At 69.9% G+C, this 16,109-nt stretch carries 15 protein-coding genes; 10 read left to right on the top strand and 5 right to left on the bottom strand.

Annotated features, from left to right (window positions below):
* Positions 1-26: 26 nt before the first annotated feature.
* On the bottom strand, positions 27-665 hold the full coding sequence (gene upp, locus VF584_25630; protein HEX8213577.1) for a uracil phosphoribosyltransferase: 639 nt from the start codon (positions 663-665) through the stop codon (positions 27-29).
* 141 nt (positions 666-806) lie between these two features.
* On the opposite strand from upp, the gene VF584_25625 reads away from it, so the two are divergent.
* Positions 807-2,339 carry a carboxypeptidase M32 gene (locus VF584_25625; GenBank protein ID HEX8213576.1) on the top strand — a complete coding sequence of 511 codons (1,533 nt, stop codon included), beginning with the start codon at positions 807-809 and terminating at the stop codon, positions 2,337-2,339.
* Positions 2,340-3,188: 849 nt separating this feature from the next.
* Here VF584_25625 and VF584_25620 read toward each other — a convergent pair.
* The 3 genes from VF584_25620 to VF584_25610 form a co-directional block, all read right to left on the bottom strand.
* The gene (locus VF584_25620; GenBank protein ID HEX8213575.1) at positions 3,189-3,422 is read right to left on the bottom strand and encodes a hypothetical protein; all 234 of its coding nucleotides are present in this window, start codon (positions 3,420-3,422) and stop codon (positions 3,189-3,191) included.
* Positions 3,423-3,541: 119 nt separating this feature from the next.
* Positions 3,542-3,793 carry a hypothetical protein gene (locus VF584_25615; GenBank protein ID HEX8213574.1) on the bottom strand — a complete coding sequence of 84 codons (252 nt, stop codon included), beginning with the start codon at positions 3,791-3,793 and terminating at the stop codon, positions 3,542-3,544.
* Between the two features lie 69 nt (positions 3,794-3,862).
* Positions 3,863-4,480, bottom strand: a complete 618-nt coding sequence (locus VF584_25610) for a TlpA disulfide reductase family protein (protein HEX8213573.1) — start codon at positions 4,478-4,480, stop codon at positions 3,863-3,865.
* A 209-nt stretch (positions 4,481-4,689) separates the two neighbouring features.
* Between VF584_25610 and VF584_25605 the strand changes: the two genes are divergently transcribed.
* From VF584_25605 to VF584_25565, 9 genes are all read left to right on the top strand, one after another.
* Positions 4,690-5,598 (top strand): phosphoribosylaminoimidazolesuccinocarboxamide synthase, encoded by a 909-nt coding sequence (locus VF584_25605; protein HEX8213572.1) that lies wholly within the window; start codon positions 4,690-4,692, stop codon positions 5,596-5,598.
* Positions 5,595-6,455 carry a CDP-diacylglycerol--serine O-phosphatidyltransferase gene (gene pssA / locus VF584_25600; GenBank protein ID HEX8213571.1) on the top strand — a complete coding sequence of 287 codons (861 nt, stop codon included), beginning with the start codon at positions 5,595-5,597 and terminating at the stop codon, positions 6,453-6,455. Before VF584_25605 ends, pssA begins: the two co-directional genes overlap by 4 nt.
* A complete protein-coding gene (gene purS / locus VF584_25595; protein HEX8213570.1) occupies positions 6,452-6,721 on the top strand; it encodes a phosphoribosylformylglycinamidine synthase subunit PurS in 270 nt (89 codons plus the stop codon). The genes pssA and purS overlap by 4 nt, the downstream gene beginning before the upstream one ends.
* Positions 6,718-7,413 (top strand): phosphoribosylformylglycinamidine synthase subunit PurQ, encoded by a 696-nt coding sequence (purQ, locus tag VF584_25590; protein HEX8213569.1) that lies wholly within the window; start codon positions 6,718-6,720, stop codon positions 7,411-7,413. Before purS ends, purQ begins: the two co-directional genes overlap by 4 nt.
* A 23-nt stretch (positions 7,414-7,436) precedes the next feature.
* The gene (gene bamE, locus VF584_25585; protein HEX8213568.1) at positions 7,437-8,267 is read left to right on the top strand and encodes an outer membrane protein assembly factor BamE; all 831 of its coding nucleotides are present in this window, start codon (positions 7,437-7,439) and stop codon (positions 8,265-8,267) included.
* Between the two features lie 379 nt (positions 8,268-8,646).
* Positions 8,647-10,962: a phosphoribosylformylglycinamidine synthase subunit PurL gene (gene purL, locus VF584_25580; GenBank protein ID HEX8213567.1), complete on the top strand. Its 2,316-nt coding sequence runs from the start codon at positions 8,647-8,649 to the stop codon at positions 10,960-10,962.
* Positions 10,963-11,036: 74 nt separating this feature from the next.
* Positions 11,037-11,531 (top strand): DinB family protein, encoded by a 495-nt coding sequence (locus tag VF584_25575; GenBank protein HEX8213566.1) that lies wholly within the window; start codon positions 11,037-11,039, stop codon positions 11,529-11,531.
* Between the two features lie 82 nt (positions 11,532-11,613).
* Positions 11,614-12,999, top strand: coding sequence for an amidophosphoribosyltransferase (purF, locus tag VF584_25570; protein ID HEX8213565.1), 1,386 nt, complete (start codon positions 11,614-11,616; stop codon positions 12,997-12,999).
* A 110-nt stretch (positions 13,000-13,109) separates the two neighbouring features.
* Positions 13,110-14,207 (top strand): aldo/keto reductase, encoded by a 1,098-nt coding sequence (locus tag VF584_25565; protein ID HEX8213564.1) that lies wholly within the window; start codon positions 13,110-13,112, stop codon positions 14,205-14,207.
* Positions 14,208-14,515: 308 nt separating this feature from the next.
* On the opposite strand, the gene VF584_25560 is transcribed toward VF584_25565, so the two are convergent.
* Entirely contained in the window at positions 14,516-15,772 is a 1,257-nt protein-coding gene (locus tag VF584_25560; GenBank protein ID HEX8213563.1) for a DUF4209 domain-containing protein, read from the bottom strand.
* Between the last annotated feature and the right edge of the window lie 337 nt (positions 15,773-16,109).

Raw genomic sequence — 16,109 nt, 5'->3', positions numbered from 1 at the left:
GCGAATCTCAACGCGGCTCCCGTTCCTTACTTCGTGCCGAACAGCCGGTCGCCGGCGTCGCCGAGGCCGGGGAGGATGTAGCCCTGCTCGTTCAGCTCCCGGTCCAGGGCGGCGGTGAAGATCTGGACGTCGGGGTGGTCGTTGAGCATGCGCTGCACGCCTTCGGGGGCGGCGACCAGGCAGACGAACTGGATGCGCGCCACGCCCTGCTTCTTGAGCGACGTCACCGCCGCCGACGCGGAGCCGCCCGTGGCCAGCATAGGATCCAGGACGATGAAGTGGCGCTCGTTGGGGGTGCTGGGGATCTTGAAGTAGTAGTCGACCGGCTCCAGCGTCTCGTGGTCGCGGTACAGGCCGATGTGGCCCACGCGCACCGAGGGCATCAGCCGCGCCACGCCATCCACCATCCCCAGCCCGGCACGCAGGATGGGGACGAGCGTCAGCTTCTTGCCGAAGATCATCTCCTCGGTGGTGCGCTCCAGCGGGGTCTCGATCTCCACGTCGTGGACGGGGAGGTCGCGGGTGACCTCGTACGCCATCAGGGTGGCGATCTCGTCGACGAGCTCCTTGAACTTCTTCTTGGAAGTTTCCTTGTCGCGCAGCACCGCCAGCTTGTGGCGGATCAGCGGGTGCCGGATGACGGTCAGGTTGGGAAATTGGCTCACGGGCTCCTCCGGGGGGTTGGCCGGTCTGCGTGAAGCTACGCCCCGGCGCGCCGCCGTCAACCGGCATGGAACCTGCCCGCCCCGGCGCCGCCCTTTTCCGCGCCATTCGCGCGGACGCGCACCCCTCCGGAGCCCCACCCGATGAGCGAGATCCAGTCCGCCGACGCGCCATACGCCGAGCTGCAGCGCCACCTCCGCGAGTCGGCGATGCTGGCCTCCGCCGCGGCGGTGCTGGGGTGGGACCAGGAGACGTACATGCCCGTCAAGGCCGCCGCCCTGCGCGGCGAGCAGATGGCGGCCCTCTCCGCCATCGTGCACGAGCGCCGCACCGCCGCGCGCGTGGGCGAGCTGATCGCCCAGTGCGAGGAGGACCCGTCGCTGCGCGGCGACAAGGAAGCGCAGGCCAACCTCCGCGCCCTGCGCCGCGAGTACGACCGCGCCACGCGCATCCCCACGTCGCTGGTGCGCTCCTTTGCGCAGACCACGTCGCGCGCCATGCACGAATGGCGCGGCGCGCGCGAGGCGGGGAACTTCGGCGCGTTCGCCCCGTGGCTGCAGGAGGTCGTGAACCTGAACCGCGAGCGGGCCGATGCGCTGGGCGTGCCCCCCGGCGGCGAGGTGTACGACGCGCTGCTGGAGGATTTCGAACCCGGCATGACCGCCGCCGAGATCCGCAGCACCTTTGACGCGCTGCGCGCAGGGCTGGCACCGCTCATCCGCGAGGTGGCGTCGTCGGGGCGGCGGCCGGACGACTCCTGGCAGCGCACCGCCGTGCCCATCGAGCGGCAGGTGGCGTTCAACCGTGGGGTGATGGAGGGGATGGGCTTCGACTTCGAGGCGGGGCGGCTGGACGTCTCCACCCACCCGTTCTGCGAGGGGATCGGGCCGCACGACGTGCGCATCACCACCCGCTACCGCGAGGATGCCTGGGCCGATGCCCTCAGCGCCACGATGCACGAGACGGGGCACGCGCTGTACGAGCAGAACCTTCCCAAGGCGGAGCGCTTCGGGCAGCCGCTGGCGGAGGCGGCCAGCATGGGGATACACGAGAGCCAATCGCGGATGTGGGAGAACCTGGTGGGGCGCTCGCGACCGTTCTGGGAGTGGGCGCTCCCGCGCATGCAGGCCGCGCTCGGCGAGCCCGCCCTGCACGCGCTGGACGTGGACACGGTGTACCGCGGGATGAACGTCGTACAGCCGCACCTGATCCGCATCGAGAGCGACGAGGCGACGTACAACCTGCACATCATGATGCGCTTCGACCTGGAGCTCGCGCTGCTGACCGGTGACCTCGCGGTCAAGGACCTCCCCGCCGCCTGGAACGACCGCATGCGCGACGACCTGGGGCTCACCGTGCCCGGCGACGCGCAGGGGGCGCTTCAGGACATCCACTGGTCGATGGGGGCGATCGGGTACTTCCCCACCTACACGCTGGGGAACCTGTACGCCGCGCAGTTCTGGACCACGATCCGCGATGCACTCCCCGACCTGGACGACCAGCTCCGCCGAGGCGAGTTCGCGCCGCTGACGGCGTGGCTGCGCGAGAACATCCACGCCCACGGCCGCCGCTACACCGCCCCCGAGCTGTGCCAGCGGATCACGGGCCGGCCGCTGAGCCACGCGCCGCTTCTGGGGTATCTGGAAGGGAAGCTGCGGCCGATCTATGGGATCTGAGGGTCGGCGGTTGAAACCGCTGCAACAACCGCGGGAAGCCTGCCTGCGCAGGCTTGGGGTGGGCGGGATCGGTTCGGGAGGCGGGCACGGGTTCGGCGGCTGGATCGCCGGGGGATGAATCCCCCGGCTGGAACTACGGGAAGGCGGCTGAAGCCGGCTCGAGAAACACGACGTTAGCCCCCGAGTCCGCGCAGGCGGACTTTGTGTGTTTCCAGCGGCGAATTCATTCGCTCCTGGGACCGGCGCTCCTGGACGCGCCGACATCCCGCGGACCGAACCGATCTCGCGCCCGAGTCCGCGCAGGCGGACTTTGTGCTGTTGTTGCCGCGAGTTCACTCGCCACCGAGCCCCAGAGCCCCAGAGCCCCAGAGCCCCAGAGCCCCAGAGGGTCCAGAGGGTCCAGAGGGTCCAGAGGGTCCAGAGGCCATAGAGGCGCCAGCAAAGGCGCTCCACCCTCTGCGGGTGGAGCGCCTTGGCCATTCACGTCGTACCGTTTCTCCCGGACCGCCCCGGTAATGGGAGCGCCCCCGGCGTGATCGTCACGCGTTGCAGACGCAGCAGCCCCGGAAGCATGAGCCGGTGGCGTTTTGCCCGTAGTAGTGCCTGCACAGGTCGCCGCATTCCGCGGTGGTGGTACAGCTGATGTATGGCTCGTTGTCCGAGCACTGCTGCTGACCCGTGCTCGCCACGGCCGAGCGGGCACCGAGGCCCAACCCACCCGCTACCACCAGGGCGAACACGAACCGAACCGCGCGATCCAGGAGCTTTGGCATGATCTACCTCCTCACATGAATGGATACGTTGCGCGCGCCGCGGAGCGCGGCGCGCGCATGGGTGAGCCCGCGGGGCTCAGAGTGCGCAGATGCAGCAGCCCCGGTTGCAAAACCCGATGGCGTCAGGCCCGAAGTAGGCCTGGCACGGAGCGTCGCACTGGCTGGCGGCGGTGCAGCTCTGGTACGGCGCCTGGTGCGAGCAATCCGGCGGGATGGCGCCCGCGGATGCCGTGCGGGCGCCGATCCCCAGGCCGCCCGCGACGGCCAGGGCGAGCGTCAGGCGCAGGGCGCGGTCCAGGAACTTGGGCATTTGATGACCTCCGCACTTGAACGGGATACGTGCCGCGGGCCGCCGGAGCGCGGCCCGCGCTTCGCCCAGCGTGGGCTGGGCCAGGGTGTGGCGGCTTTCGCGAGCGCCTTCCATCCACCTCAGATGGCGCAGATGCAGCACCCCTGGTTGCAGCCGGCCCCGGACCACTCGCCATAGTAGGCGCGGCACGCGTCATCGCACTGGGAACCCCTCGAACAGCTAAGACCGAGGTAGCCGCTGTCGGGGTCGGTCGGGCACGATGAGGAGGCGGCGGATGCGGCGACTGCGGAACGTGCGCCGATCCCCAGCCCACCCGCGACGACCAGGGCGAGCGTCAGGCGTACGGCGCGATCCAGGAGCTTCGGCATCATCACCTCTCTCATTCCGTGGGAACACATGGGCGCGCCGCGGGAGCGCGGCGCGGGGCTGAGCGCGCGGGCTCAGCCTGGGGTGCGGGCGGGCGCGGATGTGCGGGCGGTCGCCGGGGCACCGGGGAGCGGGCGCGCGACGGCGGCGAGCACCGAGTCCGCGGCGGGGCCCACGTCCAGCCGGCCGACGCGCGAGTGCATCACGCGGCCGCGCTCGTCGATCACCAGCGTCTGCGGGACGTTGTTGAAGCGGAAGAGGCTCGCCGTGCGCGGGTCGAGCAGGATCGCCGAAGGGTAGCCCAGGCCGTGCTGCTGCGCGTAGCGGCGCGTCGCCTCCAGGCTGTCCAGCGACACCGCCACCACACGGGCCGCGGGGTTGCCCTGGAGCTGGCCCGCGATGCTCTTCCAGGCGGGGATGCTCGCCAGGCAGAACGGGCACTGCGTGTTGTAGACGAAGAGAACCTGTCGCGTACCGGGAGCCACCTCGCCCAGCACGACGGGGGCGCCGTCCAGCGTGGGCGTGCTCTGCACGGGGACGTACGCGCCGGGCTGCAGGCTGCGCGAGCGCTCCATGACGAGGTCGCGCTCCTTGCGTGCGCCATCCAGCTGGCGCGACAGGACGATCACCAGCCCGGTGGCGAAGAGCAGGGCGATCAGGGGGAAGAACGACGCGATTCGCTTCGCGGACATGGCATGCTCCCGAGTGTGGAGGCTACGTTGTGCCGCATAGTACGCGAGCACTAAAGAGGGCGCAATATGTCAGTGGTCAGCCGGAGGCGCCGAGCGCACGCGGTTTCGGTTGCCGCGGGCGGGGGCGCGCCTTACCTTGTCGCGCTCCGAAGCCACCCTCACACGGAGCCCGCGCCCTGAACGCGACCGTAGCCGCCACCGACCTCCCCTTGCCGCTGCGCGTGCGGGGCAAGGTGCGGGACGTGTACGACCTCGGAGACGCGCTGTTGATGGTCGCCACCGACCGGGTGAGCGCCTTCGACGTGGTGATGCCCGACGCCGTGCCGCGCAAGGGCGAGGTGCTCACCCTGCTCTCGGCGTGGTGGTTCGCGCGCACGGCCGACCTGGTGCCCAACCACCTGCTGTCGGTGGATCCGGATGCGATCGCGGAGCGCTACCCCGCCCTGGCGCCGCTGCGCGAGGTGTGGGCGCGGCGGTCGATGCTGGTGAGGAGGCTGGAGCCGTTCCCGGTGGAGTGCGTGGTGCGCGGATACCTGAGCGGCTCCGCGTGGAAGGAGTACCGCGAAAGCGGCACCCTGGCCGGCGAGCCGCTCCCCGCGGGGCTGCGCGAGAGCGACCCGCTCCCCGAGCCGCTCTTCTCCCCCGCCACCAAGGCGGAATCGGGACACGACGAGAACATCGCCTTCGCCCGCATGCGGGAGATCGTGGGCGCGGAAGCGGCCGGCCGCCTCCGCGCCCATTCCCTTGCGCTCTACGGCCGCGGGCGCGAGACGGCGGCGCGGGCGGGGATCATCGTGGCGGACACCAAGTTCGAGTTCGGCACGGACGCGGACGGGACGCTGCGGGTGATGGACGAGGTGCTGACGCCCGACTCGTCGCGCTTCTGGCCGGCCGACCTGTACCAGCCGGGGCGCGGACAGCCCTCGCTGGACAAGCAGCCGCTGCGCGATTGGCTCGAATCGCTGGTGGCGGAGGGGCGCTGGGCCAAAGCGCCGCCGGGCCCGCCTCTGCCACCTGACGTGGTGGCGGAGACCTCCGCGCGCTACCAGGACGCCTTCCGCCGGCTGACGGGTATGACACTGGACGACTTCCCCCTGCACTCCCCGGAGTCCGCGTGAACGTCGCCGTCCCGCGCCGCCGGCTCCGCCGCGGCATCGTCATCCTCCCCAGCGCCTTCACCCTGGGGAACCTGTTCCTGGGGGTGTGGGCGATCGTGGAGGCGTCGCGCGGCCAGTTCTGGAACGCGGGGTGGATGATCGTGGTGGCCGGGATCATGGACATGTTCGACGGCCGCATCGCCCGCTTCACCGCCACCGGGTCGCCCTTTGGCGAGGAGCTGGACTCGCTGGTGGACGCCGTGTCGTTCGGCGTGGCGCCGGCGCTGCTCATCTACTTCACCTTCTTCCGCCAGAGCGCGGGGGAGTGGAGCTGGATCGTCTGCTTCCTCTACATCGTGGCGGCCATCCTGCGCCTGGCGCGCTTCAACATCGAGCAGGCGGGGACGGAAAAGTCGTCGTTCCACGGGCTCCCCTCCCCCATCTCGGGCGCTACGCTGGCGACGTTCTACGCCTTCACCACCACCGACGTGTGGCAGCGCTTCTTCCATCGCGTCCCCATGCCGAGGGCGGCGGGGTTCCTGGCGCTGATCGTGGGGGTGCTGATGGTGAGCAACGTGCTCTACCCGGTGGTGCCGCGCTTCTCCTTCCGCACCTGGAGCGGGCGGCTGGCCTTCTTTCTGGCGTTCGCGGCCATCGTGGCGGCCTTCACGGTGCCGCAGTACTTCTTCTTCCCCATGGGCCTCCTGTACATCACCTGGGGCCTGGTGAGGACGGTGCTGGCGGGATTCGAAGAGAAGCTGCCGGACCGCGACCCCATGATCCTTGAAGAGCCCGCGGAGGAAGAGGCGCGCGAGCTGGACTATGAAGAGATGCGGCCCAAGCGCGAGCAGCCGCACGCTGACGAGGAGGCGACGTGACGGAGTACCGGATCGAAGTGCGCGTGACCCCCCGCCGCGGCATCCTGGACCCGCAGGGGAACGCGGTGGCGGGAGCGCTGGGCACCCTCGGCTTCCGCGGCGTGCGCGACGTGCACGTGGGGCGGCTGATCGTCTTCCACATGGACGCGGAGAGCGAGGACGAGGCGCGGGAGCGCGGCGAGGCGATGTGCCGCCAGCTCCTGGCCAACCCGGTGACGGAGGACTTCAGCGTGCAGGTGGCGGCGGCCCCCGGGAGCGCCCGGTGAAGATCGGCGTGGTGACCTTTCCCGGCTCCAACTGCGACTACGACTGCTTCAAGGCCGTGCAGGAGCAGATGGAGGCCGAGGCCGTCTACCTCTGGCACCGCGAGCACGACCTGCAGGGGGTGGACGCCGTCTTTCTTCCCGGCGGCTTCAGCTACGGCGACTACCTGCGCGCCGGCGCCATCGCCGCGCAGAGCCCCATCATGCGCGAGGTGGCCGCCTTCGCGCGCGAGGGCGGCCCGGTCGCGGGGATCTGCAACGGCTTTCAGATCCTGTGCGAGGCGGAGCTCCTTCCCGGCGCGCTGATGAGGAACCGCTCGCTCAAGTTCCGCTCGCACCAGGTGCACCTGCGCGTGGAGCGCGACGACCTGCCCTTCACCAGCGAGTACACGGCGGGCCAGGTGCTGCGCGTGCCCATCGCGCACGGCGAGGGGTGCTACTTCGCGGACGAGGCGACGCTGGACCGCGTGGAGGGCGAGGGGCTGGTCGCGTTCCGCTACTCCGCACCCGATGGCACGATCAACGCGGAGGCTAACCCCAACGGTGCCGCGCGCAACATCGCGGGGATCGTGAACCAGAGGGGGAACGTGCTCGGGATGATGCCACACCCCGAGCGCGCCGTGGACGCCCTGCTGGGCTCCACGGACGGCCTGGGGCTCTTCCGCTCCCTGGCCGCGCACCTGGCCCGCGCCTGAGGGCGCACCACGGGGAGGGAGCGATGGCGAGAACGGCGGCTCTAATTTTTGCGGTGGCGCTGCTGGCGGCCGCTTCGCCCGCGGCGGCGCAGACGATCTCCCCGGGGATGACCGCCGCGCAGGTGCGCTCGCTGCTGGGCGATCCCGTCACGGTGCGCAGCGCGGGCGACTGGAGCTACCTCTACTACCTGAACGGGTGCGCGGTCCGCTGCGGCTCGGATGACGTGGTCTTCATCCAGAACGACCGCGTGGTGGCCGCCGTCTTCCGCACGGGCCGCCGCCGCTTCGCCGGCCCGGTCGCCGGCGTCGCGCTGGACGGCACCGCCGGGCGGGGTGACTCCGACGCCGGGATGGTGCGCCTCGACGAGACCCCCGAGCGCCCCACGCAGATGCGCGTCCGCGACGGCGCGCGCGAGGAGCCGGGGCGCACGGTCATCGGCCGTCCCGGCGCGGCGCGCGTGGGCGGCGTGCGGCTGGAAGGCGGCGGCTCGGGCGGCACCACCATCATCCGCCGCGACGACACGGACCCGCGGGACGATGCGCGCCGCGGAGGCCCTCCGGCTCGCGTCGGCAGCCAGGATGCGCGGGGCCGCGTGAACGACACGCGCCCGGACGATCGCAACCAGCTCACCGGCACGGGCGTGGACAGCCCGGACGACGACGTGGCGGCGGTGGACTCCGCCCGCGGCGCCCCCGCCACCGCCGTGGACGACGCCCGCCGCGCCCGCGAGGGCCGGGTGGAGGCCAACACCGTCCGCCGCGGCAACACCGCCGCCACCGCCGACTCCACGCTGAACCGCGCCCGCCGCGAGCGCGAGCGGAACGTGACCCCGAGGACGGTGACAAGGCCCTGAACCGCAGTGCGTTAGTGCGTGAGTGCGTTAGTGCGTGAGTGCGTTGTGACACGGCGTGTCACCCCCCCTTTGTCATCCTGAGGGAGCCCGCGTGTTCGAGGCCCGTCGCGCACTGCGGGACTCCTGCGGCGACCGAAGGATCTAGCCGGCGAGGCAAGAGGCCGGCGCGACACGGCGGGCCTCTCGGCACGTGTAGTAGATCCTTCGCTCCGCGCCGGAGGCGGAGCCGAGGAAAGGACGGAGAAGCGCGTCACTCAGGATGACATAAGGGAGTTGACGGGATGGGGGAGATGGCGGCCCGTCGCCCCGCACTAGCACCAACGCACCCCTTGGCCGCGCCGACCTCCGCGGCCACGCTCATAAATCCGAATTCGAACCGATGCCCCCCACGTCCCGCCCCGGAGACCCCGCCATCACCGCCGAGCTGGTGGCGGAGCACAAGCTTTCGCCCGAGGAGTACGAGCTGATCCTGGGCATCCTCGAGCGCGAGCCCACGTACACGGAGCTGGGGGTGTTCAGCGCCATGTGGAGCGAGCACTGCGGCTACAAGAACAGCCGCCCGCTCCTCAAGAAGCTCCCCACCCAGGCGCCGTGGGTGCTGCAGGGCCCCGGCGAGAACGCCGGCGTCATCGACGTGGGCGACGGGCTGGCGGTCGCGTTCAAAATCGAATCGCACAACCACCCATCCGCCGTGGAGCCGTACCAGGGCGCCGCGACGGGCGTCGGCGGCATCCTGCGCGACGTCTTCACCATGGGCGCGCGCCCCATCGCCATGCTCAACTCCCTCCGCTTCGGCGAGCTGGACGGCGCCGGGGGCGACCGCGTGCGCTACCTGATGTCCGGTGTGGTGAAGGGAATCGGCGACTACGGCAACTGCGTCGGCATCCCCACCGTGGCGGGTGAGGTGTACTTCGACGGCGCGTACGAGGGGAATCCGCTCGTCAACGCCATGTGCGTCGGGCTGATGAAGGCGGACGAGCTGATCCGCGGCGTGGCCGAGGGCGTGGGGAACCCCATCATGGCCGTGGGCGCGCGCACCGGGCGAGACGGCATCCACGGCGCCACCTTCGCATCGGCCGAGCTGAGCGAGGAGGCGGAGGCCAAGCGCCCCATGGTGCAGGTGGGCGACCCCTTCACCGAAAAGCTCCTCCTGGAGGCGTCGCTGGAGCTGATCCGCTCCGGGCACATCGTCGGCATCCAGGACATGGGCGCGGCGGGGCTCGTCTCCTCCTCCACCGAGATGGCGGCGCGCGGCGGCACCGGGGTGGAGATCGAGATCACCCGCGTCCCCGTGCGCGAGCAGGGGATGACGCCGTACGAGATCCTCCTCTCCGAGACGCAGGAGCGGATGCTGGTGGTGGCCAGGGACGGGCGCGAGGAGGAGGTGCGCGCCATCCTCGGCAAGTGGGAGCTGGACGCGGAGACGATCGGCCACGTCACGGACACCGGCCGCTACGTCGTCCTGGAGAACGGCGTGACGGTCGTCGACCTTCCCGGGGAGCCGCTGGTCAACGCCTGCCCGACCTACACCCGCGAGGGCGTCGAGTCGCCCGAAGTAGTTGCGCTGCGCAACTGGCCCACCGCCGATCTCCAGCCGCGCGCGGAGGAGGCGGACCCGGCGTGGACGCTGCGGCAGCTCCTGGACTCGCCCACGGTCGCGTCGAAGCGCTGGGTGTACGAGCAGTACGACAGCACGGTGAGGACGAACACCGTCGTGGGGCCGGGGTCGGACGCGGCGGTGCTGCGGCTGCGCGGCACCAACAAGGCGATCGCGGCGACGGTGGACTGCAACGCGCGCTACGTGTACCTCAACCCGTACCGCGGCGGTCAGATCGCCGTGGCCGAGGCGGCGCGAAACCTGGTTTGCTCCGGTGCCCTGCCCCGCGCCGTGACGGACAACCTCAACTTCGGCAACCCGCTGAAGCCGGACGTCTACTTCCAGCTCTCGGAGTCGCTGCGCGGCATCGGCGAGGCGTGCACGGTGCTGGCGACGCCCGTAACCGGCGGCAACGTGTCGCTGTACAACGAAAATCCGCGCGGCGCCATCTTCCCCACTCCGACCATTGGAATGGTGGGCGTGGTGGAGGACCTGGCGCACGTCACCACCGTCGCCTTCAAGGGCGAGGGCGACGTCATCGGATTGCTGGGGACGAACCGCGACGAATTGGGCGGGAGCGAGTATCTGAAGGTTGTCCACGGCCGCCTCGCCGGCGACGCGCCCGCGCTCGACCTGGAGCAGGAGGCTGCGCTGCAGCGTGCGCTCCTCGCCGCCATCCGCGCCGGGCTGGTCCGTTCCGCGCACGACACGGCGGAGGGCGGGTTGGCCGTCACGCTGGCGGAGTGCGCGTTCGCGGCGTCGCCGGCGTGCGGTGTGGATGTGGAGCTGGAGGACGACATCCGCCAGGCGGCGCTCCTGTTCGGCGAGACGCAGAGCCGCGTCGTCGTCTCCTGCCGTCCGGACGATTGGGAGCGGCTGGCGGCGGTGATGGCGGAGCACGGTGTCCCGGCGGCACGCATCGGCACGGTGGGTGCGCCGGACGGGCCGTTCCGCATCGCCACGCGCGGCGGTGTGCTGGATGCGCGGGTGTCGGAGCTGGTAGCGGTGTATGAGTCCGCCATCCCGCGCCGCATGGACGGCAGCGTCGGAGACGTGATGACGTCGCTGCGGTCCGAGGTGCAGAACGGGCAGGAGTAGGCGGACGCCAGCGCGGCATTGGGCACGGGCGCGATGAATCGCGCGCCTACGGGTGCGGACAGAAGGGGGCGATCATGCAGGCGGTTCAGATCATGACGGGGATCGGGGCGGTGCTGGAGCTGCTGGGGGAGGCGTTCGAGGGGCCGCGGGATCCGCGCTCGACGTGGTTCGTGAGCAACGCGCCGGACTCGGGGATCTTTGGGACGCTGGCGGGGCTGTCGCCGCAGGAGGCGTCGCGGGCGCCGGGGCCGGGGCGGAGGAGCGCGGCGGCGCACACATCGCACCTGGCGTTCAGCCTGCGCGTGAGCGCGGCGAAGCTGCGCGGCGAGGAGCCGGCGGTGAATTGGGCCGAGAGCTGGGCCGTCTCCAGCGTAGACGAGCGCGGGTGGGCGGGGCTCCGCGCATCGCTGCGCGCCGACTACGACGACGCCCGCGCACAGCTCGCCTCGCGCACCGAGTGGGACGCGGAAGCGCTGGCCGGCGCCATGGCGATCGTGGCGCACTGCGCGTACCACCTGGGCGCGCTGCGGCAGATCGTGCACCCGCCCGCACACGATCCGCACCGCTGAGCGCACACCGGCGGCGCAGCGGTGTACGCAGGGGCCACGGCGCGAAAGAACGCCGCAACGGACACCGAAAGGAAGCAACGGCATGTGTGGAATCGCAGCGGTCTCTGGCACGCCCGAGGCCGCGAAGCTCGTTTACCTGGGGATGTACTCGCTCCAGCACCGCGGCCAGGAAGCCGCCGGCATAGCGACGTACGACCGCACCACCGGCGCCAGCCACCGACACCGCGCGCCGGGCCTGGTCTCGGAAGGCTTCAGCGAAAAGGTGCTCGCCGGCCTTCCCGGCGACGTGGCGCTGGGGCACATCCGGTACTCCACGGCCGGGGGCGCGGGGCTCAAGAACTCGCAGCCGATCCGCGTGCGCTACCGCGAGGGGCAGCTCGCGCTGGTGCACAACGGAAACCTCACCAACGCCAGCGAGCTCCGCTCCCGGCTGGTGAACGACGGCGCCCTCTTCCAGAGCGACATCGACAGCGAGGTGATCGTCCACCTGATCGCCCGCTCCCCGCGCGAAGGCGTGGAGGCGCAGATCGACGACGCGCTTTCGCAGCTCACGGGGGCGTTCTCGCTGCTGATCATGGTGAATGACACGCTCTACGCCGCGCGCGACCCGCTGGGGTACCGTCCCCTCGTCATCGGCCACCTGCCGGCCGGCGGAATCGTGCTGGCGTCGGAGAGCTGCGCGCTGGACATCATGGGCGCGCGCTTCGTGCGCGACGTGGAGCCCGGCGAGGTCCTGCGCATCCGCGGCAGCGAGATGACGAGCCTGCGCCCGCTGCGTCCCGAGGGGGAGCCGCAGCCGTGCGTCTTCGAGCTGGTGTACTTCGCCCGGCCAGACACCCACCTGTGGGGCTTCTCGGTGGATCGCGCACGCCGCGAGTGCGGCCGCACCCTGGCCGACGAGCACCCCGCCGATGCGGACATCGTGATCTCGGTGCCCGATTCGGCCAACTCCGCCGCGCTTGGCTTCGCGGAGCGGAGCGGCATTCCCTTCGAGCTGGGGCTGATCCGCAACCACTACGTGGGGCGCACCTTCATCGAGCCCTCGCAGGCGGGGCGCGACTTCAAGGTGCGCATGAAGTACAACGCGGTGCGCGAGATCCTGAACGGAAAGCGGGTGGTGGTGGTGGACGACTCGCTCGTGCGCGGCACCACCAGCCGGGGCCTGGTGAACATGCTCCGCGAAGCGGGCGCGCGGGAGGTCCACTTCCGCCTCGCGTCGCCCCCCGTGCGCCACCCCTGCTTCTACGGCATCGACATGCCCACGAAGGAGGAGCTGATCGCCGCCAACAAGAGCACCGACGAGATCCGCGCTTTTCTGGGCGTCGATTCGCTCGGGTACCTCTCGTCCGGCGGGATGCTGGACGCGGTGAGCGACGCCGGCACCTTTTGCACCGCATGCTTCAGCGGCGACTACCGCGCCCCGCTGGTCGATCAGGAGCGCGGGTTCGCGATGAGCTCGCATTGTTGAACGGCGAGTGCCTAGTGCCAAGTGCTCAGTGCCTAGTAACTTCGTAACTGAGCACTAGGCACTGGGCACTTGGCACTTTCCACCCGGTACTTTCATCACACCGAGGTTCTATGAAATACCGCACTTATCCCGGCACCGACATCACCGTCAGCGAGGTGGGGTTCGGGCTGTGGACCCTCGCAGCCGGGTGGTGGGGCGAGTTCACGGACGACGAGGCCGTCGCGATGCTGCACCGCGCGTACGACCTGGGGATCACCCTCTTCGACTCCGCGGACACGTACGGCAACGGGCGCGCGGACGAGCTGCTGCGCCGCGCCTTCAGCGACCGGCGCGACCGGGTGGTCATCACCACCAAGGTGGGCTACGACTTCTACAGCCACCCCGACGCGCGCCGCGGCCAGCAGGAGATCCCCCACAGCGCCGATCCGGAGTACCTGCGCTTCGCCGTCGAGGAGTCGCTGAAGCGCCTGGGGACGGACGTGATCGACATCGTCTCCTACCACAACGCGCACGAGGAGCACGTCCCCGACGACGCGATCTGGGAGACGCTGGAGGCGTTGCGGCAGGAGGGGAAGATCCGCGCGTGGGGCGGCGCGCTGGGCCCGTCCAACGGCTACCTCTTCGAGGGGCTGGACCTGGTCCGCGAGCGCCACGCGCAGAACCTCCAGCTCATCAACAACATCCTCGAGCCGTTCCCGGGGCAGATCCTCACCGAGGCCGCAGAGCAGAGCGGCCGCACGGGGATCCAGGTGCGCGTGACGCACTCCAGCGGGATGCTGGAGGGGAAGTACACGGCCGACACCGAGTTCGCCAAGAACGACCACCGCCGCCACCGCCCGCGCAGCTGGCTGATCAACGGCCTGCAGAAGCTGGAGTCGCTCCGATTCTTGCACGAGGGTCGCGGGATGACGCTCGGGCAGGCATCGCTCAAGTGGCTCCTCGCCTCGCCGGCCGTGATGACGACGCTCCCCAACATCTACAACGTGGAGCAGCTGGAGGAGTTCGCCGCGGCCGCCGACCTCCCCGACCTCACCGCCGACGACCTGTCGCGCATCGCTGAGCTGCAGCGCACCAACTTCGGCGTGCACGAGGACCACATGCGCTACAAGGGCACCATGCAGCGCGAGGGCGAGCCGCTCGGCCCCGTGTACCGCTACGAGGGCGACGGGTACCCGGTTGTCGGCGCGGAGATGGCGGCGGCGGACTGAGGGGGCGGGCCCCCACCCCCGCTCGTCACCTCGCGGCCCCACCCCCAATAACAAACTGGGGGAGGGGCGTTTAGCATACGTCGGTGCGGAGGGCGTGGGGCGTCGCGGGGGAGGGCGCGGGCAGCCACGTGGGGCGGCCCCTACGAGGTTGGCGTGCGCGCGAGAGGCGGCGGAGCGAACCGTGCGCGGGTGCGATGAGTTGCGCCCCTTGCGTGACAAGAGGGGCGCTGCGCAATGCCGAGCAGGTGGCCTTCCGTTGTCATCTTCTCGGCGTGATTCGCCCCAGACTAACGTCGGAATGGGGCTCCTCAGTCTGAGGTCGTTTCCTGTGTACCAATGGATTCAATCATAGGGATGCTCACGAGCCGGAAGCACAGCCACCAGAAGTAGTGACATGCGTCCGACAGGAAGTCCCTGTAGTCCATCAAACCGTGCGCGACCTCGTTCCGCAGGTTGGGACCAAATTTCTCAACGAGCAAGCTCCGGAGGGCGAACACCATATCGGGACCGAGCAGATCCACCAGTTCAGCCTGGCCGAGCAGCGTGTTCAAGTTCCGCTCCATCTGGATTCCCTCGTCGTTGAGGGCGGTCACCATTACCCCGTTTTGTCGCAACAACTCGCGGATGGAGTGCTCCACCTGGTGCACTAGAATGTGGATCGCCTTCGGCATATCCCCTGAGAACCCCGCGTAAAACGCCTCTGCGTAGAGCAACTCGCGTCCTGCGGGAATCAGCGGGTTGTTCGCGACGATCCAGAAGAAGTCATCTACGCGTAGCGGGTGCTCGTCGATGATCACGCGGCACGAGGGGATAATGGCCCCGCGGACCATCGCCTGATGAATCATCGCGGCGTGCTGAACCATGTCCACTCGCAAGGCCGCCTCCCGCTCACCAGGATCGGCGGAGTCAACTGAACCCTGGCGCGCTACCACTCGCCCCTCACGGTTGTGCTGCACCGCGGGAAAGAACTTCCTGAAGAAGTACTTTTCAGCCGCCTCCTCGGCCCGCCGCTTCAGGTCTGCATACGCTGGAATAGATGAATAAAATGCGAACGCAAGGAGCGCAGCGGGTAAATCCTTGCCCGAGACCGCCTTCTCTGCGTCCGCCACAAGGTCGCCCAACGGCATCTCATAAGAGTAGGGGAGCAACGCGCCTGGGATATCACGCTGATATTCCATCATGAGACGTATTACCTCAGCCGTCCGCTCCTGCATCCCCCCGGCGCGCCGGAGGGCTACTACCGCGCGCTGCAAGTGGGAGGCGGCCGTGATCCTCCCAATGTGTGGACGGTCCGCAATTTCGGCTGCGCGTTGCACGTAGGTCTCCGCCACCCTGCGCAACGCCTCTTGGCGCCCTTCCGCATCTTGGGCACCCGCCGCGAGATCTTCCGCGAGGAGCCAGTAACGCTCGGCCCGGTGCCAATCCGCCAGTTCCTCTGACCGCTCCGCAGTCTCCACTGCTATGCGGTGGAGCCGCACCGGATCGTCCAAGCGGAAGCGGAGCGCAAGGGTGGACAGCCGAAGTGACAGCATCCCTGTGTCCGTCACACCAAGCTCGTCGATCATCCGGCGGACGAGGGCGGCAACGTCTCGGAACGGCTCGGTCTTTGGGCCCAGCCTAGCTGCAAGCTCCACCGCGCGCTCTAGAGCGCGCATAGGCGGGAAGGAGCGCGATGTGTTGCGGCCGAGATCACCCGCGAGTTCCAAATACGCCCCCACCGCGAGGCGAGCCATTGGAAACCCACGCCCATACACCCACACGAAGTCCGCCAACCGCGCCCGCAACCAGGGGTGTCCAACATCGGGAGCGAAGACACGCAACGCTTCTACTTGTTCGCGCGTGACAGTCTCAGGCGAGACGCCGGTGGCGATCCAGGGTCGGAATGGGTGCGGGTGCTGATCG

Origin of the sequence: Longimicrobium sp., from assembly GCA_036389135.1 — a bacterium.
Taxonomy (GTDB): domain Bacteria; phylum Gemmatimonadota; class Gemmatimonadetes; order Longimicrobiales; family Longimicrobiaceae; genus Longimicrobium.
The sequence above is the reverse complement of the archived record's forward strand: the minus strand, read 5'-3'. Positions and strand labels throughout refer to the sequence as shown.